The sequence below is a fragment of the Streptosporangium amethystogenes subsp. fukuiense genome, assembly GCF_042665875.1.
In the GTDB taxonomy this organism is placed as follows: domain Bacteria; phylum Actinomycetota; class Actinomycetes; order Streptosporangiales; family Streptosporangiaceae; genus Streptosporangium; species Streptosporangium fukuiense.
This window is the reverse complement of the sequence record NZ_JBHTEE010000001.1, coordinates 5,198,773-5,218,552: the sequence shown is the minus strand read 5'-3', so window position 1 is coordinate 5,218,552 and position 19,780 is coordinate 5,198,773. Positions and strand designations below refer to the sequence as shown.

Annotated in this window: 18 protein-coding genes; 16 read left to right on the top strand and 2 right to left on the bottom strand. The window is 70.7% G+C overall.

The annotated features are described in order from the left end of the window. Nucleotides 1–5 precede the first annotated feature (5 nt). Complete coding sequence (locus ACFQVD_RS22240) at nucleotides 6–1,352, bottom strand: aldehyde dehydrogenase family protein (protein WP_343972055.1); 1,347 nt, start codon at nucleotides 1,350–1,352, stop codon at nucleotides 6–8. Between the two features lie 2 nt (nucleotides 1,353–1,354). Next, a complete protein-coding gene (locus ACFQVD_RS22235) occupies nucleotides 1,355–2,722 on the bottom strand; it encodes a glutamine synthetase family protein (RefSeq protein ID WP_386274364.1) in 1,368 nt (455 codons plus the stop codon). A gap of 64 nt (nucleotides 2,723–2,786) precedes the next feature. Between ACFQVD_RS22235 and ACFQVD_RS22230 the strand changes: the two genes are divergently transcribed. The 16 genes from ACFQVD_RS22230 (at nucleotide 2,787) to ACFQVD_RS22155 (ending at nucleotide 19,777) form a co-directional block, all read left to right on the top strand. Continuing rightward, entirely contained in the window at nucleotides 2,787–3,506 is a 720-nt protein-coding gene (locus tag ACFQVD_RS22230) for a FadR/GntR family transcriptional regulator (RefSeq protein WP_343972048.1), read from the top strand. Nucleotides 3,507–3,545: 39 nt separating this feature from the next. Beyond that, on the top strand, nucleotides 3,546–4,298 hold the full coding sequence (locus ACFQVD_RS22225; protein ID WP_343972045.1) for a hypothetical protein: 753 nt from the start codon (nucleotides 3,546–3,548) through the stop codon (nucleotides 4,296–4,298). Continuing rightward, the gene (locus ACFQVD_RS22220) at nucleotides 4,261–4,680 is read left to right on the top strand and encodes a hypothetical protein (RefSeq protein ID WP_343972091.1); all 420 of its coding nucleotides are present in this window, start codon (nucleotides 4,261–4,263) and stop codon (nucleotides 4,678–4,680) included. Before ACFQVD_RS22225 ends, ACFQVD_RS22220 begins: the two co-directional genes overlap by 38 nt. A gap of 115 nt (nucleotides 4,681–4,795) precedes the next feature. Next, nucleotides 4,796–4,984 (top strand): hypothetical protein, encoded by a 189-nt coding sequence (locus ACFQVD_RS22215; protein ID WP_343972042.1) that lies wholly within the window; start codon nucleotides 4,796–4,798, stop codon nucleotides 4,982–4,984. 251 nt (nucleotides 4,985–5,235) lie between these two features. Continuing rightward, nucleotides 5,236–5,484 carry an acyl carrier protein gene (locus ACFQVD_RS22210; RefSeq protein WP_084195145.1) on the top strand — a complete coding sequence of 83 codons (249 nt, stop codon included), beginning with the start codon at nucleotides 5,236–5,238 and terminating at the stop codon, nucleotides 5,482–5,484. After that, complete coding sequence (locus ACFQVD_RS22205) at nucleotides 5,481–6,701, top strand: beta-ketoacyl-[acyl-carrier-protein] synthase family protein (RefSeq protein ID WP_343972035.1); 1,221 nt, start codon at nucleotides 5,481–5,483, stop codon at nucleotides 6,699–6,701. Before ACFQVD_RS22210 ends, ACFQVD_RS22205 begins: the two co-directional genes overlap by 4 nt. A gap of 208 nt (nucleotides 6,702–6,909) precedes the next feature. Continuing rightward, the gene (locus ACFQVD_RS22200) at nucleotides 6,910–8,637 is read left to right on the top strand and encodes an ABC transporter ATP-binding protein (RefSeq protein ID WP_343972032.1); all 1,728 of its coding nucleotides are present in this window, start codon (nucleotides 6,910–6,912) and stop codon (nucleotides 8,635–8,637) included. 387 nt (nucleotides 8,638–9,024) lie between these two features. After that, on the top strand, nucleotides 9,025–10,680 hold the full coding sequence (gene hutU, locus ACFQVD_RS22195) for a urocanate hydratase (protein ID WP_343972029.1): 1,656 nt from the start codon (nucleotides 9,025–9,027) through the stop codon (nucleotides 10,678–10,680). 215 nt (nucleotides 10,681–10,895) lie between these two features. Continuing rightward, nucleotides 10,896–11,720 carry a MurR/RpiR family transcriptional regulator gene (locus ACFQVD_RS22190; RefSeq protein ID WP_343972026.1) on the top strand — a complete coding sequence of 275 codons (825 nt, stop codon included), beginning with the start codon at nucleotides 10,896–10,898 and terminating at the stop codon, nucleotides 11,718–11,720. 19 nt (nucleotides 11,721–11,739) lie between these two features. Then, entirely contained in the window at nucleotides 11,740–12,426 is a 687-nt protein-coding gene (locus ACFQVD_RS22185; protein WP_343972023.1) for an SDR family oxidoreductase, read from the top strand. 124 nt (nucleotides 12,427–12,550) lie between these two features. After that, nucleotides 12,551–13,714: an allantoate amidohydrolase gene (locus ACFQVD_RS22180; RefSeq protein WP_343972088.1), complete on the top strand. Its 1,164-nt coding sequence runs from the start codon at nucleotides 12,551–12,553 to the stop codon at nucleotides 13,712–13,714. Then, a complete protein-coding gene (locus ACFQVD_RS22175) occupies nucleotides 13,702–15,063 on the top strand; it encodes a formimidoylglutamate deiminase (protein ID WP_343972020.1) in 1,362 nt (453 codons plus the stop codon). The genes ACFQVD_RS22180 and ACFQVD_RS22175 overlap by 13 nt, the downstream gene beginning before the upstream one ends. Beyond that, nucleotides 15,060–16,232, top strand: coding sequence for an imidazolonepropionase (gene hutI, locus ACFQVD_RS22170; protein WP_343972017.1), 1,173 nt, complete (start codon nucleotides 15,060–15,062; stop codon nucleotides 16,230–16,232). The genes ACFQVD_RS22175 and hutI overlap by 4 nt, the downstream gene beginning before the upstream one ends. 210 nt (nucleotides 16,233–16,442) lie before the next feature. Beyond that, on the top strand, nucleotides 16,443–17,381 hold the full coding sequence (locus tag ACFQVD_RS22165; RefSeq protein WP_343972014.1) for a sigma-70 family RNA polymerase sigma factor: 939 nt from the start codon (nucleotides 16,443–16,445) through the stop codon (nucleotides 17,379–17,381). Nucleotides 17,382–18,122: 741 nt separating this feature from the next. Next, complete coding sequence (locus tag ACFQVD_RS22160; RefSeq protein WP_343972011.1) at nucleotides 18,123–19,442, top strand: ammonium transporter; 1,320 nt, start codon at nucleotides 18,123–18,125, stop codon at nucleotides 19,440–19,442. Next, complete coding sequence (locus ACFQVD_RS22155) at nucleotides 19,439–19,777, top strand: P-II family nitrogen regulator (RefSeq protein ID WP_030906290.1); 339 nt, start codon at nucleotides 19,439–19,441, stop codon at nucleotides 19,775–19,777. The genes ACFQVD_RS22160 and ACFQVD_RS22155 overlap by 4 nt, the downstream gene beginning before the upstream one ends. The last annotated feature ends 3 nt before the right edge of the window (nucleotides 19,778–19,780 follow it).

The following is a 19,780-nucleotide window of genomic DNA, read 5'->3' as shown; positions in this document are numbered from 1 at the left end:
CGCTTCTACTCCTCGGAAATGAAGACGTTCTTGGTCTCGGTGAACGCGGACAGGGCGTCCGGTCCCAGCTCACGGCCGAGACCCGACTGCTTGAAACCGCCGAACGGGGTCCAGTAGCGGACGCTCGAATGCGAGTTGACGCTCAGGTTGCCCGCCTCGACGGCCCTGGCCATCCGGAGCGCCCGGCCGACGTCACGGGTCCAGATGGACCCGCTCAGGCCGTACGGGGTGTCGTTGGCGATCCGTACGGCGTCCGCCTCGTCGTCGAACGGCAGCACCGACACCACCGGTCCGAAGATCTCCTCGGTGAACGCCCGGTCGTCGGCGGAGCCCGGGGTCAGGACCGTCGCCGGGAACCAGAACCCCGGCCCCGGCGGGCACGTGCCCCGCAGGTGGGGCGGTTCGGTGACGTAGGAGGCCACCCGCTCCCGGTGTTCGGCGCTGATCAGCGGGCCCATCTCGGTGCTGTCGTCGCGCGGGTCGCCGACTCGGACGTTCAGCACGGCCTCGCCGAACCGGGCCAGGAACTCGTCGTACACCGAGCGCTCGACCAGGATCCGGGAGCGCGCGCAGCAGTCCTGGCCCGCGTTGTCGAAGACCGCGTACGGCGCGGTCGCCGCCGCCCGTGCCAGGTCGGCGTCGGCGAAGACCACGTTGGCGCTCTTGCCGCCCAACTCCAGGGTGAGCCGCTTGACCTGCCCGGCGCAGACGGCGGCGATCTCCTTGCCCACCTCGGTGGAACCGGTGAACACGATCTTCGCCACGCCGGGGTGCTCGACCAGCCGGGCGCCCGCGACCTCTCCGGCACCGGGCAGGACCTGGAACACCCCCTCGGGCAGCCCGGCGGCCAGGGCCAGCTCGGCCACCCGCAGGGCGGTCAGCGGTGTCCACTCGGCGGGCTTGACGATCACGGTGTTGCCCGCGGCCAGCGCCGGGGCCATCCCCCAGGTCATGATGACCATCGGGAAGTTCCACGGCACGATCACTCCGACGACGCCCAGCGGTTCCCTGAAGGTGACGTCCAGCCCGCCGGGCACCGGGATCTGCAGGCCGTGGTCGCGCTCGGGCGCCCCGGCGTAGAAGTCGAGCACGTCGGCGACGTTGCCCGCCTCCCAGCGGGCGTTGCCGATCGTGTGCCCGGCGCCCGCGACCTCCAGCAGGGCCAGTTCCTCGGCGTGCTCGCGCACCAGCGAGGCGAACCGGCGCAGCAGCCGGGCCCGGTCCGAAGGACCGACCCTCCGCCAGCCGGCGAAGGCCCTTCTGGCGCGCTCCACCGCCCTGTCGACCTCGGCGGCGTCCGCCATCTCGACCTCGGCGATCACCTCTTCTGTCGCCGGATTTATGATCTTCACCGTCACATCCGTTCGAATCCTCGGAACAGCTCCCAGTCGGTCACCGCCGCGTCGAAGGCGGCCAGCTCGGTCCGGGCGTTGTTCGCGTAGTGCGCCACGACGTCCTCGCCGAAGACGGCGGCCGCGAACGCGGAGCCCTCCCAGAGCTCCAGCGCGTCCCGCAGGGTGTGCGGGACGGTCTCCGCGCCCGAGGTGTAGGCGTTCCCCGTGACCGCCTCCTCAAGCGGCAGCTCGTTCTCGATGCCGTGCAGTCCGGCCGCGACCAGTGCCGAGACCGCCAGGTAGGGGTTGACGTCGCCACCGGGCACCCGGTTCTCGATCCGCAGCGAGGGGCCGTGGCCGACCAGGCGCAGCGCGCACGTCCTGTTGTCCACGCCCCACTTGACGGCGGTGGGCGCGAAGCTGCCCGGCACGTACCGCTTGTAGGAGTTGACGTTCGGCGCGTACAGCAGGGTCAGCTCGCGCATGAGGGCGAGCTGACCGGCGATGAAGTGCCGTCCCGTCGCGGACAGCCCGTGCGCCTCGGAACCCGCCATGACCGGCTCTCCGGCGGCGTCCCTGAGCGAGATGTGGATGTGGCAGGAGTTGCCCTCGCGCTGGTTCGGCTTGGCCATGAAGGTGATCGACATGCCCTCCTGGGCGGCGATCTCCTTGGCGCCGTTCTTGTAGACGGCGTGGTCGTCGCAGCTGGACAGGGCCTCGCCGAAGCGGAAGGCGATCTCGTGCTGGCCGAGGTTGCACTCGCCCTTGGCCGACTCGACGTACATGCCCGCGCCCTCCATGCCGAGCCTGATCCTGCGCAGCAGCGGCTCGACCCTGGCGGTGCCGAGGAGGGAGTAGTCGACGTTGTAGAGGTTGGCGGGCGTCAGGTCGCGGTAACCGCCGCGCCAGGCGTCCTCGTAGCTGTCGTTGAAGATCACGAACTCCAGCTCGGTCCCGACGAACGCCCCCCAGCCCCGTTCGGCCAGCCGGGCGAGTTGCCGGCGCAGGATCTGCCGCGGCGAGGCGGTCACGTCGGAGCCGTCCTCCCAGAGCAGGTCGGCCATCACCAGGGTCGTCCCCTCCTGCCACGGCACCCGGCGCAGGGTGGACAGGTCGGGTTTCATGACGAAGTCGCCGTATCCCCGCTCCCAGGAGGACATCGCGTAGCCGTCGACCGTGTTCATGTCGACGTCGACCGCGAGCAGGTAGTTGCATCCCTCGGCGGCGTGTCCCAGCACCTCCTGCAGGAAGTAACGTGCCGACAGGCGTTTCCCCTGCAGGCGGCCCTGCATGTCGACGATCGCCAGCAGCACGGTGTCGATCCGTCCTGCCCGCACCTCGTCGTGAAGTTCGCGGACGTCCACACGCCCTCCTCGCCGGAGTCTTATTGGGCTAGTGTCAGACCATTGACGTGTAGCGGGGGGAGCATTGTCAAGGGTCGGAGGAGATCAATTGGACGAGGTGTCACGACTGGCGACCGTGCTGCGGCCGGTGCGCGCGGGCAACGCGTTCGAGGAGACCGTGGAACGCCTGCTCCAGGTCATCAAGCTGGGGCTGGTGACCGAGAAGCTGCCGCCCGAGCGGGAACTCGCCGCCCAGCTCGGGATCAGCAGGGTCACCCTGCGCGAGGCCATCCGCGCCCTGGCGGAGGCGGGCTACCTCACCGTGCGCCGTGGCAGGTACGGCGGCGCCTTTCTCACCTACACCCCGCCGCGCCCGCACCGTGACGACCTGCGCAGGGCGGTCGTCGACATGGGCACCGACGACCTGGGCGACGCGCTCACCTTCAGGATGGCCGTGGAGTGCGGCGCCGCCCAGGTGCTCGCCACCACCGCGCTCACCGAGGAGCGGCGCGACACCCTGCGGGAGCGGCTGCGCGAGGTCAACTCGTCGGGGCCCGACGACTACCGCCGTCTCGACACGGCCTTCCACCTGGCCATCGCCGAGCTGACCGGCTCCCCGCTGCTCGCCGCGGCCTGCGCCGACGCCCGGCTGCGGGTCACCGACCTGCTCAACGCCATCCCGGTGCTCCGGCGCAACATCGAGCACGCCGCGATCCAGCACGAGGCGATCGTGACGGCGATCCTGGCCGGCGACCCCGAGGGTGCGCGCCGGGCCGTGGCCGAGCACCTCGAGGGCACCGCCGCGCTGCTGCGGGGCTTCCTCGCATAGCCTGAGGAAACGGTGGGAGATTTGTTCCGAGATCGGATCATGGAAACAGGACGGCTGCCGCTGTTCTGTTTCTTTGTCGCGCTGATCGTCGCCTTCGTGTTCACCAGGATCAATGTCCGGCTCATCCGAGCCAAGATCGGCTGGTTCCGTGACGTCAACGTCGGCGAGATGCACATACACCACGTGGTGTTCGGCGTGGTGCTGACCCTGCTCGGCGGGGTGTCCGGCCTGCTCGTCTCCGGGGTCTCCGAGGGCTGGTACGCGGTGACGGCGGCGATCTTCGGTGTCGGCGCCGCCCTCGTCCTCGACGAGTTCGCGCTGATCCTGCACCTGCGCGACGTCTACTGGGAGGAGGAGGGCCGGGCCTCCGTCGACGCGGTGTTCATCGCCGTCGCGATCACCGGCCTGCTCCTGCTCGGCCTGCGCCCCCTCGGCTGGGAGAACTCCGACGGCACCCCCAGGGGGACCTGGATAACCGGCGGCCTCATCGTGACCAACCTCGGGCTCGCCGTGGTCACGCTGCTCAAGGGCAAGATCTGGACGGGCCTGGTCGGACTGTTCGTGCCGGTCCTCCTGGTGCCGGGGGCCGTGCGGCTGGCCCGCCCGGGATCGCCCTGGGCGCACTGGTTCTTCGCCCCGGGCGCCCGGCACCCGCGGCTCCGCAAGATGGCCAGGGCCGAGCGCCGCGAGGAGCGCTGGCGCCGCCCGGTGATCCGCGGCAAGATCGCCTTCCAGGAGTTCGTCTCCGGCCGTCATGACCTCCCCTCCACCCGCCGCCGCTCCCGCCGCTGAGCCGCCGATGTCCTCGCCGTCGCTCCCGCCGTCGCCCTCGCCGGCCGGGCCGGAAGCCGAGGTCGGCCCGCGAGTGTGGGCACTGCACGAGCGCGGTCTCGCCCGCGACGTCATCGACGTCGCCTCGGTCTCCGAGCCGTACGGCTTCCGCGAGCTCGAACACCTCGCCCGCCTGCACGACGAGGGGTTCTCACTCGCCGAACTGGTGATGAGGCTGGAGTTCGTCGCACTGATCGCCGACGAGGACTTCGAGGCCCACGGCGTGGCGGGCGAGCGGCTCCGGGAGATCCGCCGGTTCGCCGGCGCCTGGGTGGAGGACATCGGGCTGCGCCGTGCGGAGGAGGGCGACATCGACCACGACGACGTCCCCGATCCCGACTGAGGGGCGCGGGAAAGCGGCGGCACGGTCGCGGTGGGCTTTGGAACCCGTGCATATCCGGCCGCCCGCCGGGCAGATGACGGCCCTCTCTGCCGAAGGGATGCTGATCATGGGTCTGATGGAGAAGCTCAATCTGCGCGAGATGAAGGCCAGGGCCAAGCGGAGGCTGGCCGGCCGGACGGGCGACCGCCGGCTGGTGGCCGAGGCCAGAACCGAGGAGGCCGAGGCGAGGCTGCTGAAGACCCAGGACGAGATCCTGGACACCGTCGCGGAGATGCGCAGGGAGTACGGCGTCCGCCGCCGCTGACCCCGCTCGCCGGTGTCCCGCCGATGGGCTCCTCGCCGAGCCGGCTCCGGATCGGCGGGGCGCCGGTACGCGGTGGCCGATCCTCGGCCCGGTTCCGGGAGGGGTGGTTTTCACCGCGCGGCTCATCACTTAATGAGTAGAAAATTCGAGAATTCCGCCTGGTCGTACATAGACAGAACATATGTCTGTTTCGCTATAGTCCGAAGGCATTGCAGGGGCGCGAGTGGACCAATCCTTTTAAAGGTGGGCGAATGACAAGCCTCGATTCAGCGACATCCGTGGTCCGGTCGGCGATCGCCGAGGTGCTGAGCGTACCGAGCGATCAGGTGAAGCCGGGGGCCACCATCGCCGACCACCAGATCGACAGCCTGGAATGGGTGGAGATCTCCGTCATCATCGAGGAGAAGCTGGGCATCCAGCTCGACCCCAGCGACTTCGCCGGGGCGCAGACCGTCGCCGACATGGCGGGCGTACTGCACGCCGCGCTGGCGGCCCGGTGACGCGCGTCGTCGTCACTGGTCTGGGGGTCAAGAGCCCGGCGGGCAACACGGCGCGGGACGTCTTCGCCACGGTGCTCGCGGGCAAGTCGCTCGCGACCGCCATCCCCGAACTGGCCGACGCCCGGGTGCCGGTCTCGATCGGGTGCCCGCTGGCACCGTTCGAGCCGGATGACTACTTCGGCGGGCGCGAGCTCCGGACCCTCGACCGGACCTCCCAGATCGGCCTCGCCGCGGCGATCGACGCCGTCGCCGACGCGGACGGCCTGCCCGCCGAGGGCTGCGGGGTGTATGTGGGCACCGGCGGCGGCGGGTTCGCCACCCTGGAGAACCTGATCGTGGGGCATACCCTCGGCAGGGAGAAGGTGCCCGTCCACGCGGTCCCGACACTGATGTCCAGCTCGACCGCCTCGCGCGTCGCCATCAGGTACGGCTTCAGGGGGCCATGCCTCACCTTCAACACGGCCTGCGCCAGCGGGGCCACCGCGATCGGTGAGGCGCTGCGCGCGATCCGCTCGGGCGTGGTCGGTTCCGCCGTCGCCGGGGGCCTGGACGCGCTGCTCTCCCCGCTCGCGATGGAGGCCTTCGCCCGGGTCGGCGCCCTGTCGGAGCGGACGCACGCCCCCTCGGAGGCGTCCCGCCCGTTCGACGCCGACCGTGACGGCTTCGTCATGGGGGAGGGTGCGGCCTTTCTCGTCCTGGAGCGCGCCGACCTCGCCGAGGCGCGGGGGGCCCGTGTCTACGGCGAGGTCAGCGGCTACGCGGCCAACTGCGACGCCAACCACATCGTGGCACCGCTCAGGGACGGCTCGGTGGCGGCCGAGTGCATGCGCGCCGCCCTGTTCGACGCCGGACTCGACGCCGGCGACATCGGGCACGTCAACGCCCACGGGACCTCCACCCCGCACAACGACAGCGCCGAGGCCGTCGCCCTGCACGCGTGCTTCGGCGGCCGTACGCCCCCGGTGACCTCGACCAAGGGGGTGACCGGCCACCTCGTCGGCGGCGCGGGCGCGCTGGAGGCGGTCATCGCCCTGCTGTCGGCCCGAGAGGGCCTGATCCCCCCGATCGCCAACTTCGCGGGCGGCCCCGAGGCCGACCTCATCGACATCGTCTGTGGTGAGCCCCGGTCCGTGGCCGCCGCCCCCGTCCTGTCCAACTCCTTCGGCTTCGGGGGCAGCAACGCCTGCCTGGTCCTCACCCCCTCCCCGGATTCCTGACATTCCGTAAGGCCCCGCCGGTCCGCCGTGAAACGGTGCCGAACCGGCGGGGCCTTCGCCAACTCCCTGATGTCAACTTTAGTTGCCTAAATTAGTGGCGTAATCGACTTTCGTTGCGAAATACGGCAAAGACGCTCGGGGCGGACGCATGCCAGGTAGACAAGAGGAGCGGCCGTAGATCGATCGCGTCGCTTCAAAGGGGGTCGCATTGTCCGAGACCGCGTCCTGGCGGTTGTTGGTCGCCTATATAAGGCCCTACCGAAAAACCCTGCTGCTGGGTGGGGTGCTCAGCCTCGTCGGTTCGCTGGCCGGATTGGCGATGCCGCTCCTGGCCAAGACGGTCGTCGACGCCTTCGGCGAGCAGCGCTCCCTGCTCGGCCCCGTGCTGGGGCTGACCGCCGCCGTGCTCGTGGGCGCCGGCCTCGGCGCGCTGGGCAGCTACGTGCTGGAGCGGATGGGGGAGAGCATCGTGTTCTCCGCCCGCCGCGGCCTGGTCGACCGGATGCTGCGGCTGCGCGCCTCCGAGGTCGACCGGCTCAAGCCCGGTGACCTGATGTCCCGGGTGACCTCCGACACCACGCTGCTGCGCGCGGTGTTCGCCAACAGCGTGGTCGAGATGGTCAGCTCGCTGTTCATGCTCGTCGGCGCCGTGGTCATGATGGCGATCATGGACTGGGTGCTGCTGCTCATCACGCTGGGGGTACTGGTCCTGGTCGGCGGGATCGTCGGCCTGATCCTGCCCCGGATCCAGCGCGCCTCGGCGCAGGCCCAGGTCGCGGTCGGCGAGATGGGCGCGGTCCTGGACCGGGTGCTCCAGGCGTTCCGCACGGTCAAGGCCAGCGGTGCCGAGGAACGGGAGATCGCCGCGGTGAGCGAGGCGGCCCGCGAGGCGCGTGACCGGGGGATCGCGGTCGCCTGGCTGACCTCGATCGCCGGTATCTCGGCGTGGGTCGCCGCGCAGCTGGCCTTCGTGGCCGTGCTCGGGGTGGGCGGCGCGCGCGTCTCCTCGGGTGCGCTGGAGGTCTCCTCGCTGATCGCCTTTCTGCTCTACCTGTTCTACCTGGTCGCCCCCATCGGCCAGCTGGTCCAGGGCGCCACGCAGTTGCAGAACGGGCTGGCCGCGGTGTGGCGGATCCGTGAGATCGAGGCGCTTCCCGTGGAGAAGACGGGCGGCACGGTCCACGAGGCCGGCAGCACCCCGGTCGGGGTCTCCTTCGAGAGGGTGTCCTTCCGCTACGGAGACGACAGGCCGGTCATTCACGACGAGGTCTCCTTCGAGGTGCCCGCGGGCGGGCTGACCGCTCTGGTGGGGCCGTCCGGTGCGGGCAAGTCCACGGTCTTCGCCCTGCTTGAGCGGTTCTACGAGCAGCAGTCGGGGACGATCAGGGTCGACGGCCGCGACATCGAGAACTGGCCGCTGGCCGAGCTGCGCGCCTGTCTCGGCTACGTCGAGCAGGACGCGCCGGTGCTGGACGGCACGCTCAGGGAGAACCTCGTCTTCGCCGCGCCGGGCGTGCGGGAGGACGACATCAGGCGGGTGCTCGCCCGCACCCGCCTGGAGGACCTGGTCTCCAGGCTCCCCGAGGGGCTGGACACCAGGGTCGGCCATCGGGGGATCCTGCTCTCCGGCGGTGAGCGCCAGCGGGTCGCCATCGCCCGCGCCCTGCTGCGCAGACCCCGGCTCCTGCTGCTCGACGAGGCCACCTCCCAGCTCGACGCGGTCAACGAGCTGCGGCTCCGCGAGGTGATCGCGGAGGTGGCGGCGGAGACGACGGTGCTGGTGATCGCACACCGCCTCTCCACGGTGACCGGGGCCGACCGGATCGTGGTGATGGAGGCGGGCCGGGTGCGGGCCGTGGGCACCCATGGCGAGCTGCTCGCCGACGACGCCCTCTACCGTGAGCTGGCCGCCACCCAGCTCCTGCTGCCCGGCTAGTCCCGCCGCCCGGCGGCTGTCCGGCATGGTGAAGGCCGCGCGGTGGTACTGGCGTGGTTGTGTAAATTCATATCGTTCACAAAGGAATAATTCGGACACCGGGCCGATGGTCTGGTTCGCTGTCCGGCGAACCGGGCATCCCCGCCTGTGCGAAGCCTCTCCTTCGCACCGGGGTGCCCCATCGGGCGCGCGCCGCATTCGATCTCCCGATCCCGTCCGTGCGGGACGAAGATCGGGGCGCGACGATCGTTACGGCCACCACCGGGGGGTGTCGCGGGCGTGCCGCTCGCGGCACCCCTTGCCGTGATACGCCTTCCCGGGTTGACCTGTAGCCTCCAGGTGACAAATATGAATGTATTCATTCATTCTTGATGGGGAGGTCCGGGCATGACCGGCAGCCGGGTTGTGCGCGCGCCGCGCGGTACCACGCTCACCGCCAAGGGATGGCCGCAAGAGGCGGCGCTTCGCATGCTCCAGAACAATCTGGATCCCGAGGTGGCCGAGCATCCGGAACAGCTCGTCGTCTACGGCGGCTCGGGCAAGGCCGCCCGTGACTGGCGCTCCTTCGACGCGATCACCCGCACCCTGACCACCTTGGAGGGCGACGAGACACTGCTGGTGCAGTCCGGCCGCCCCGTCGGCGTGTTCCGCACCCACGAGTGGGCCCCGCGGGTGCTCATCGCCAACTCCAACCTGGTGCCCGACTGGGCCGACTGGGAGGAGTTCCGGCGCCTGGAGGCCGCCGGACTGACCATGTACGGGCAGATGACGGCGGGCTCCTGGATCTACATCGGCACCCAGGGCATCCTGCAGGGCACCTACGAGACCTTCGGCGCCGTGGCCGCCAAGCGGTTCGGCGGGAGCCTCGCGGGAACGATCACGCTGACCGCCGGGCTCGGCGGCATGGGCGGCGCGCAGCCGCTGGCCGTGACCATGAACGGCGGCGTGGTGATCTGCGTCGACTGCGACCCCAGGTCGATCGACCGGCGGATCGAGCACCGCTACCTGGACGTCCGCGCCGCCGACCTCGACGAGGCGCTGCGCCTGGCGTACGAGGCCCGCGACCAGCGCAGGCCGTTGAGCATCGGGGTCGAGGGCAACGCGGCCGAGATCGTGCCCGAACTGCTCCGCAGAGGCGCCGAGATCGACGTCGTCACCGACCAGACCTCCGCCCACGACCCGCTGATGTACCTGCCGATCGGCGTGGCCTTCGAGGACATGGCCGACGAACGGGAGAAGGACCCGGCGGGCTTCACCCGCAGGGCCCGCGAGGCCATGGCCAGGCACGTGGAGGCCATGGTCGGCTTCCAGGACGCCGGAGCCGAGGTCTTCGACTACGGCAACTCGATCCGGGGCGAGGCCCGGCTGGCGGGTTACGGTCGCGCGTTCGACTTCCCCGGCTTCGTGCCCGCCTATATCCGGCCGCTGTTCTGCGAGGGCAAGGGCCCGTTCCGGTGGGCCGCGCTCTCCGGTTCCCCCTCCGACATCGCCAAGACCGACCGCGCGATCCTGGAGCTCTTCCCTGACAACGAGCCGCTCGCCAGGTGGATCCGGATGGCCGGGGAGAAGGTCCACTTCCAGGGCCTGCCGGCCCGTATCTGCTGGCTCGGATACGGGGAGCGCCACCTGGCCGGAGAGCGGTTCAACGACATGGTGGCCTCGGGGGAGATCGAGGCTCCGCTGGTGATCGGCCGCGACCACCTCGACTGCGGCAGCGTGGCGAGCCCGTACCGGGAGACCGAGGGCATGGCCGACGGCTCCGACGCGATCGCCGACTGGCCGCTGCTGAACGCCATGCTCAACGTCGCCTCCGGTGCCGCGTGGGTCTCCATTCACCACGGCGGCGGCGTCGGCATCGGCCGTTCCATCCACGCCGGCCAGGTCACCGTCGCCGACGGCACCAGGCTCGGTGCCGAGAAGCTCAACCGGGTACTCACCAACGACCCGGGCACGGGGGTCATCCGTCACGTCGACGCGGGCTACGACGAGGCCGTCGCCGTGGCCGAGGAGCGGGACGTCCGCATCCCGATGCGCGAATCCTGACCGGAGGCGCGGGTCCCGGCCGGGTGATCGGGCTCCGGCCGGGGCGCGCCGGCCCTGATCGGGAGGTGCGCGCACCGATCCGCGTACCGTGTCCCGGCCCCGGGGGGTGAATCCTGCCGGCACCGCTCACTCCCGCCCCGTCCGGGTGTATGAACTACAGCGGGGCGGGGTGGGGGAGGGGAATGCTCGTGGAGTGTCGAGCGGTTGGAGGGGGCGTGGGGGACGGACTCGATCAGCTTCTGGAGGGGCGGCGGCTGTCGCCGGTGCAGCGGCGGATCGCGCGCTACCTGGGCGACCACCTGTCCGAGGCCATCTTCCTGTCCAGCGTGGAGCTGGCCGAGCGGGCGGGGGTCAGCCAGCCGTCGGTGACGAGGTTCGCGATGGTGCTCGGTTTCGCGGGGTATCCCGAGCTCAGACAGGCGCTGCGGCCCCTCGTCGTGGGCGGCCGGAGGCCGTCGCGGGCCAACGACCTGCAGGCGGCCATCGACGTGGAGATCGACAACCTGCGGAGCGTACGCGACGCGCTGGCCGACCCCTCCGACATCTCGGAGCTGGGTGCCAAGCTGGCGGGATGCGAGCCTCTGCCGGTGGTGGGCCTGCGGGTGTCGAGCGGGCTGGCCACCACGTTCGCCTACTTCGCGCGCCGGATCCACCCGGACGTCCGGCTGCTGACCCACGGCGGTTCCGAACTGGCCGACGGCCTGTACGCCGCGCGCCGCGCGGGGGCGAGCTGGCTGGTCGCGGTGATCCTGCCCCGCTACCCGGCCGAGGCGGTGCAGGCGCTGCGCGGCGCCCGGGACCTGGGCCTGCGTACGGCGGTGATCACCGACCGGCGGGACGTGCCCTTCGAGGCCGACGTGGTCCTGGCCGCCCCCGTCGGGGAACGGCTGGTCTTCGACTCGCACACGGCGCCACTGGCCCTGGCCATGGTGCTGGTGGAGGCCATGGCGGACGCGGCGCCGCTGCGCACGCAGGCCCGGCTGGAGGAGTACGAACGGATGACCGACCAGGCGGGGGTCTTCACCGAACGGTTCTGCTGATCCGGATAGGGTGATCGACATGTCTGTACGTCCGACCGCACTGGTCACCGGTGCCTCACGAGGGGTCGGCGCCGCGATCGCCCGCGCCCTGGCCCCCACCCACGACCTGCTGCTCGGCGGCCGCGACTCCGAGGCGCTGGCCGAGACGGCCGCCGCCCTGCCCGGCGCGCGGCCCTGGCCGGTGGAGCTCACCACCGTCACGGAGGCCGACGTCGCCGCCATCGACCGGCTCGACGTGCTGGTGCACAGTGCGGGCGTGCTGCACCTGGGGCGGGTGGAGGAGACCCCGGCCGAGGTGTGGCGGCACACCATGGAGGTCAACGTGATCGCGGTGGTCGAGCTGACCCGGCTGCTGCTGCCCGCCCTGCGCGCGGGGCGCGGTCACGTGGTGCTGATCAACTCCGGCTCCGGGCAGCGGGCCAGTGCCGGCTGGGGCCCCTACGCGGCGAGCAAGTTCGCGCTGCGCGCCTTCGCCGACGCGCTCCGCCTGGAAGAGCCGGAACTCCGCGTGACGACGATCTACCCCGGACGGGTCGACACCGACATGCAGCGTGAGGTGCGGGTCCGGGAGGGCGACTCCTACCGGCCGGAGAAGTACCTGAACGTGGACTCGGTGGCCAGGGTGGTGCAGGCGGCCCTGACCGCGTCACCCGACGCCCACGTCACCGAGATCACCGTCCGTCCCGCCGCAGGCCGCCTGAACTGAGGGGCCGTACGGTTTCTCGCCCGGCGAGGCGGAGCGGCTCCGCGGAGCAGGGGGAATCGGGCGAAGGTGCGGCGGACTCGCCAATGAATGGGATCATTCACATAATGGGAGGGTGTTCGACGAGATGTGGGGTGCCATCGAGCACCTCGGACGTGATGGCCGGACCCGGGGCTACCTGCGAGACGCGTGGTCGCCGGCGGATCTGGAGCTTCGGCGCTGGTTCGGACAGGAGGCGGCCAGGCGCGGCCTCGACCTGAGGGAGGACCGCAACGGCAACCTGTGGGCCTGGTGGGGTGACCCGTCGGTGCGGCCGGGCGTGGTCACCGGCAGCCACCTCGACTCGGTACGGCAGGGCGGCGCCTTCGACGGCCCCCTGGGAGTCGTGTCGGCCTTCGCCGCCCTCGACCTGCTGCGGGCCAGGGACCTCCGGCCCGCGCGCCCCCTGGGGATCGCCTGCTTCAGCGACGAGGAGGGCGCCAGGTTCGGCGTCCCGTGCGTCGGCTCCCGGCTGCTGACCGGAATCCTGGACCCGGACAGGGCGCGCGCGCTGACCGACGACGAGGGCGACTCGCTGGCCGAGGTACTGCGCGGGGCAGGACGCGACCCGGGCGCCCTGGGCCGGGACGAGGAGACCCTGCGGCATGTCGGGGTCTTCGTAGAGCTCCATGTCGAGCAGGGCAAGGACCTGGTCCACCGGGACGCGCCGGTCGGCGTCGCCTCGGCCATCTGGCCGCACGGCCGCTGGCGGTTCGACTTCCACGGCCAGGCCAACCACGCCGGCACCACCAGGCTGGCCGACCGCGACGACCCGATGCTGCCCTTCGCCCGTACCGTGCTCCACGCCCGCCAGGCCGCCGAGCGCGGCGGCGTGGTCGCCACCTTCGGCAGGACGCGCGTGTCGCCCAACAACGCCAACGCCGTCCCCGGACTGGTCAGTGCCTGGCTGGATGCCAGGGGCGGTGACGAGGACGCGGTCAGGACGTTGGTCGCCGAGCTGACCGAGTTCTCCGGTGCCGAGGTCACCGTCGAGTCGTGGACCCCGGTCGTCGACTTCGACGCGGTCCTGCGCGAGCGGGTCGCCGCCGCCGCCGGGGGCGCACCCGTCCTGCCGACCGGGGCCGGACACGACGCGGGCATTCTCGCGTCCGCGGGTGTGCCCAGCGCGATGGTGTTCGTCCGCAATCCGACGGGCATCTCTCACTCTCCGGACGAACACGCGGAGACGGCCGACTGCCACACGGGGGTCGCCGTCCTCGCCGCGGTTTTGGAGGACCTGTGCGCGAGCTGAACTACTGGTGCGAGCTGGCCTGGCTGCCGCCGGGCGAGGCCGTCGCGGGAGTGCTCGTCAAAGTCCACGACACGGTGATCTCCGAGATCGTCACCGGTGTGGCGACCCCGCCCGGCGGAGCCGTCCGGCTGGCCGGGCTGACCATCCCGGGCCTGGCCAACGCGCACTCCCACGCCTTCCACCGTGCCCTGCGCGGGGCGACGCAACGGGAGAAGGGCAGTTTCTGGACCTGGCGCGAGCAGATGTACGAGGTGGCGGAGACCCTCGACCCCGACTCCTATCTCAGACTCGCCAGGGCCGCGTTCGCCGAGATGGCGCTGGCCGGCATCACCTGCGTCGGGGAGTTCCACTACCTGCACCACAGTCCGGGCGGCAGGCGCTACGACGACCCGAACGCCATGGGCCACGCGCTCGTCCAGGCGGCGCGCGAGGCGGGGCTGCGCATCGCGCTGCTGGACGCCTGTTACCTGACCGGTGGCGTCGGCACCCCGCTGAGCGGTGTCCAGCTGCGGTTCGGTGACGGCGACGCCGACGGGTGGGCGGCACGGGCGGAGGCGCTCACCACCCACTACCGGGACGATCCGGACGTGGAGATCGGTGTGGCCGTGCACTCGGTCCGTGCGGTCAGGCCCGAGCAGATCCCGGTGGTCGCCGAGTTCTCCCGCCACCACGCGGTCCCGCTGCACGCCCATGTCTCCGAGCAGCGGGCGGAGAACACCGCCTGCGTGGAGGCGTACTGCGCGAGCCCGGTCCAGCTGCTGGAGGCGCACGGCGCGCTCGGCCCCCGCTCGACCGCCGTGCACGCCACGCACCTGTCGGACGTGGACATCGCGCTGCTCGGCGGCTCCGGCACGCGCGTGTGCATGTGCCCCACGACCGAGCGCGACCTCGCCGACGGCATCGGACCGGCCAGGGCGCTGTTCGACGCGGGGTCGCCCGTCACGCTCGGCTCGGACAGTCACGCGGTCGTCGACCTGTTCGAGGAGGCCCGCGCGGTCGAACTGGACGAGCGGCTGGCCACCGAGCGGCGCGGTCACTGGTCGGCCGCCGAGCTCCTGCACGCCGCCACGGCGGCGGGACACGACTCGCTCGGCTTCGCCTGCGCGGGCATGCTCGTCCCCGGCGCGTGGGCCGACCTGGTGTCGGTGCGCCTGGACTCGGTCCGTACGGCGGGCGCCTCCCCGGCGCACCTGGCCGAGACCGTCGTGTTCGCCGCCACGGCCGCCGACGTGCACTCCGTGGTGTCGGGGGGCCGCCGCGTGGTCACCGAGGGCAGGCACGTACTCGGTGACGTGGGCGGCATGCTCACCGAGGCGATCATCGAGGCACGAGCGGGGAGGTCGGTATGACGAGCGAGGGCCGGCAGGTGAGGAGCACCCTCTTCGATCGCATCGGACTGCTCTACACGGGTGATCCGGCGCGGGAGGAGATCGAGGACGCGGCGCTGGTGGTGCAGGACGGCGAGGTGGTGTGGGCAGGGCCCGCCGGTGCGGCTCCCTGCGCCGACGAGCGGGTGGACGTCGACGGACGTTGCGTGATCCCCGGGTTCGTCGACAGCCACGCCCACCTCGTCTTCGCGGGCGACCGCACGGCCGAGTTCGCCGCCCGGATGGCGGGCCTGCCCTACACGGCCGGTGGCATCCGCACCACGGTGTCGGCCACCCGCGCCGCCTCCGACGTCGAGCTCGTGACGCTCACCGCCGCCCTGGTCTCGGAGATGCTCGCCCAGGGGACGACCACGGTGGAGATCAAGAGTGGTTACGGCCTCACCGTCGAGGACGAGCGCAGGTCCCTGGAGATCGCGCGGGGGTTCACCGAGGAGACCACCTACCTGGGCGCGCACGTGGTGCCCCCCGACGCCTCCTCGGCCGACGAGTACGTCCGCACGGTCACCGGGGAGATGCTGGAGGCCTGCGCGCCGCACGCCCGGTGGGTCGACGTGTTCTGCGAGCGCGGCGCCTTCGACGCCGACCAGAGCAGGGAGATCCTCCTCGCCGGGATGAAGGCGGGGCTGCTGCCGAGGATCCACGCCAACCAGCTGGGCGCGGGCCCGGGGGCGCGGATCGCCGCCGAGGTGGGCGCGGCCTCCGCCGACCACTGCACCCATCTGAGTGACGACGACGTCTCGGCGCTGTCGTCGGCGGGAGTGGTGGCCACCCTGCTGCCCGGTGCGGAGTTCTCCACCCGCTCGCCCTACCCGGACGCCCGCCGCCTGCTGGACGCCGGGGTGACGGTCGCGCTGGCCACCGACTGCAACCCGGGCTCCTCCTTCACCTCCTCGATGCCCTTCTGCGTGGCGCTGGCGGTCCGCGAGATGCGGATGACGCCGCTGGAGGCGATCAGGGCGGCCACGTACGGCGGGGCCAGGGCGTTGCGCCGCGGGGACGTCGGCACGCTGCGGGTGGGAACCAGGGGGAATCTGGTGATCCTGGACGCCCCGACGTACGTCCATCTCGCCTACCGGCCGGGGGTGCCGCTGGTGACACAGGTGTGGAAGGAGGGGCGCCGTCTGGTTTAGCCCTCTTCGCCGGGGGCAGCCGCGGGCCTTGTCGTGGCGCCGGGAGGCATCCTCCCTGAGGAGGAGTTCGGAACCATTCTCCAGGCGTACTTCTTGAGGGAATCTTTGCCCTGATCCAGCCGTTGAAAAGTCAAGCGACGTGTCCGCGCGCATGGGGCGTTGAGCGAGCGGGCGGACACGTCATAAGCAGCCGGAGCGAGGTGCCATCGGATGGCAAGGCCGACGGGGAATCGGACGCAGGATCAGCACGTCTCTGACAGGGATCTGCTCGGAACCTACCTGGCAGAGATCGGCAGGGTGCCCCTGCTCACCGCGGAGGAAGAGGTGGAACTCGCCAAGCGGATCGAGGCGGGTCTCTTCGCTGAGCAGTTGCTGGACGGCGGGTTGACGGAGCCGCGGATCGCGGACGCCGCCGATGAGGAGCTTGAGCGTTTGGCCGTTTCCGGGCGGAGGGCCAAAGATGAATTCATCCAGGCCAATCTACGTCTTGTGGTGGCCGTCGCGCGCAAATATTCAGGGCGGGGAATGCCGCTGATCGATCTGGTTCAGGAGGGAAACCTGGGGTTGGTCCGCGCGGTCGAGAAGTTCGACTACCGGCGCGGTTACAAGTTCTCGACCTATGCCACCTGGTGGATCCGGCAGTCCGTGGGGCGTGCCATTCACGAGCAGGCCCGGCCGGTCCGCCTGCCCACCCACGCGGGTGAGCAGATGACCAGGCTGATGCGGGTCCGCCGGGACATGCTGGCCGAGTTCGACGCCGAGCCGACCGACGCCGACCTGGCGGCGGTGCTCGAACTGCCCATCGAGCGGGTCCGTGAGCTCCGCCGCTGGGCCTCCGACCCCGTCTCCCTGCAGTTGGGCGTGGGCGACGAGGACGAGACCGAACTCGGCGACATGATCGCCGACGACACCTGGGCCGATCCCGAGCAGCAGGCGATGGACGTCCTTGAGCGCGAGCGGCTGGAGGAGTGGCTGACGGGGCTGGAGGGACAGACCCGCGAGATGCTCCGCTGGCGTTACGGCCTGATGGACGGCCGTGAGCACACGCTGACCGAGGTCGGCGAGCGCTACGGCATCGGCAGGGACCGCGCCCGACGCATCGAGCGCGACGCCCTGGCCCGGCTGCGGAAGATGGCCACCGCGGCCTGAGCCGTCTGCGATCCGGCACGCTCCCCGCGGGGGGCGTGCCGGATCGTTTTTTTGGGTGCTTTGGCTCTGTGCTTTGGCTCTGTGCCCGCTGCGGTGGGCGTTCCGGGCGGCCGTCTCAGTTGCCGTCTTGAGATTCAGGCCTCCGGCCTGCTCGGGCGCCATGGTTGCGGGCTTTTTTTAAGCCGCCCGGAACGCCCACCCACCTCCGCTGCACGCGGTCTCGCCGTACGGCGTGCGGGCCGTAGTGGGTTTCTTTCCGGCCGTCCAGTGTGCTGTGCGTGGCTGAAGCGATCTTTACGGGACCGTTCGGCGAGGCGCCGTAGCTGAAGCGCCACTGCGGGAAGGAGCGCAGGGTCGGGCTAGGAGGTACGGGGCCGGGGCGATCAGTTCGTTCCTTCGCCGGGTAGGGAGTACGGCCCAACGTATTCGCCCGGATGAGAGGACATGACGGGCGTGGCGGGGGTCATGCGCGCGGTCATCGGCGGCCCTCGGAAGAGTCGGGTGGTCGCTCACCTGGGCATCTTTTGGGTCATTGGTAAGTCGAGACATGCCCGGTCCGAAACCCGGCGGAAACATCGTGTGGCCGAGATTCACAGATGTGAAACACACAGGGTCGCGCCTTGAAACGGCGGAAGAACACGCTGTGGCGCAACGTCAGTGCGCGGCCGGTCGACGGAGCCCTGGAAGCGTCCACTGCATGTGAAACCGGCAAAACGCCAATTGGAAGGAGGGTCGCTTCGCATGGAGATCGATAGCGGCTCCACAGCCTGGATGCTCGCGAGCACCGCACTCGTCCTGCTCATGACGCCAGGTCTCGCTTTCTTCTACGGGGGCATGACCAGGGCGAAGAGCGTTCTCAACATGATGATGATGTCGTGGGTCAGCATCATCGTCGTGACGATCGCCTGGGTTCTCTACGGTCACTCGCTGGCCTTCGACGCCGTCGGAGACGGCTCCGGATTCCTCAACAAGATCATTGGCGGGCTCGACAACATCGGGTTGAGCGGCCTGGTCGAGACGGCGACCAAGGATGACGGCACCGGTATGCCGAGTCTGGTCTTCTCGACGTTCCAGATGACTTTCGCCATCATTACGGTCGCGCTGATCAGCGGCGCGCTCGCCGACCGGGTCAAGTTCGGCGCCTGGGTGGTCTTCGCCCTCGTCTGGGCGACGGTCGTCTACTTCCCCGTGGCCCACTGGGTGTGGGGCGGTGGCTGGCTGAGCACCCTCGGCATCGAGGACTTCGCCGGAGGCACCGTCGTCCACATCAACGCCGGCGCCGCGGCCCTGGCGGTCGCGCTCGTGATCGGCAAGCGTGTCGGCTGGCGCAAGGACCCGATGCGGCCGCACAACCTCACGCTCGTCCTCCTCGGCGCGGGCCTGCTCTGGTTCGGCTGGTTCGGCTTCAACGCGGGCTCCGAGCTCGCCGTCGACGGCACGACCGGCCTGGCGTTCATGAACACCCAGATCGCCACCGCGGTCGCGGCCGGCGCCTGGATCCTGGTCGAGAAGCTCCGCGACGGCCACTCCACCACCCTCGGTGTCGCCTCCGGTGCGGTCTCCGGTCTGGTCGCCATCACCCCGGCCTGTGGTTTCGTCGACCCCTGGGCGGCGTTCGTGATCGGCGCGCTGGCCGGTGTCGCCTGTGCCTACGCGGTCGGCCTGAAGTACAAGCTCGGCTACGACGACTCCCTCGACGTGGTCGGCGTTCACATGGTCGGCGGTGTCGTGGGCGCGGTGGCGCTGGGCTTCGTCGCCGCCTACCCGTTCGCCGACGGTCAGGAGAAGGGCCTCTTCTACGGCGGTCCGATCTCCCAGCTCGGCGTGCAGGTGCTCGGTCCCGTCGCGGTCGGCGCCTACTCCTTCGTCATCTCCTGGATCATCGCGAAGATCATCGACAAGACGATGGGCTTCCGCATCACCCAGGAGCAGGAGATCGCCGGCGTCGACATCACCACCCACGCCGAGACCGGTTACGACCTCGGCACCATCCACTCCTCGGGTGTCGCGGCCGTCAACGGTCCGGTTTCCACCCCGGCGTCTAAGAAGGTGGACGCATGAGACTCATCACCGCGATCATCAAACCGTTCAAACTCGACGACGTGAAGGCGGCCCTGGAGCAGTTCGGGGTCAAGGGCATGACGGTCAGCGAGGCCAGCGGCTACGGCCGCCAGCGCGGCCACACCGAGGTCTACCGGGGCGCCGAGTACCAGGTCGACCTGGTGCCCAAGGTCCGCCTCGAAGTGCTCACCGAGGAGGACGACGCCGAGGACGTCATCGACGTCATCGTCAAGGCCGCGCAGACCGGCAAGATCGGCGACGGCAAGGTCTGGTCCGTTCCGGTGGACACGGTGATCCGCGTCCGCACCGGGGAACGCGGACCTGAGGCGCTCTAACCG

What these genes read in the sequence shown, in the direction of transcription:
- ACFQVD_RS22225 (WP_343972045.1), top strand. Translation starts at nt 3,546, where the DNA reads ATGGAAACAGGACGGCTGCCGCTGTTCTGTTTCTTTGTCGCGCTGATC.
- ACFQVD_RS22220 (WP_343972091.1), top strand. Translation starts at nt 4,261, where the DNA reads ATGACCTCCCCTCCACCCGCCGCCGCTCCCGCCGCTGAGCCGCCGATG.
- ACFQVD_RS22215 (WP_343972042.1), top strand. Translation starts at nt 4,796, where the DNA reads ATGGAGAAGCTCAATCTGCGCGAGATGAAGGCCAGGGCCAAGCGGAGG.
- ACFQVD_RS22210 (WP_084195145.1), top strand. Translation starts at nt 5,236, where the DNA reads ATGACAAGCCTCGATTCAGCGACATCCGTGGTCCGGTCGGCGATCGCC.
- hutU (WP_343972029.1), top strand. Translation starts at nt 9,025, where the DNA reads ATGACCGGCAGCCGGGTTGTGCGCGCGCCGCGCGGTACCACGCTCACC.
- ACFQVD_RS22185 (WP_343972023.1), top strand. Translation starts at nt 11,740, where the DNA reads ATGTCTGTACGTCCGACCGCACTGGTCACCGGTGCCTCACGAGGGGTC.
- ACFQVD_RS22180 (WP_343972088.1), top strand. Translation starts at nt 12,551, where the DNA reads ATGTGGGGTGCCATCGAGCACCTCGGACGTGATGGCCGGACCCGGGGC.
- hutI (WP_343972017.1), top strand. Translation starts at nt 15,060, where the DNA reads ATGACGAGCGAGGGCCGGCAGGTGAGGAGCACCCTCTTCGATCGCATC.
- ACFQVD_RS22165 (WP_343972014.1), top strand. Translation starts at nt 16,443, where the DNA reads ATGGCAAGGCCGACGGGGAATCGGACGCAGGATCAGCACGTCTCTGAC.
- ACFQVD_RS22160 (WP_343972011.1), top strand. Translation starts at nt 18,123, where the DNA reads ATGGAGATCGATAGCGGCTCCACAGCCTGGATGCTCGCGAGCACCGCA.
- ACFQVD_RS22155 (WP_030906290.1), top strand. Translation starts at nt 19,439, where the DNA reads ATGAGACTCATCACCGCGATCATCAAACCGTTCAAACTCGACGACGTG.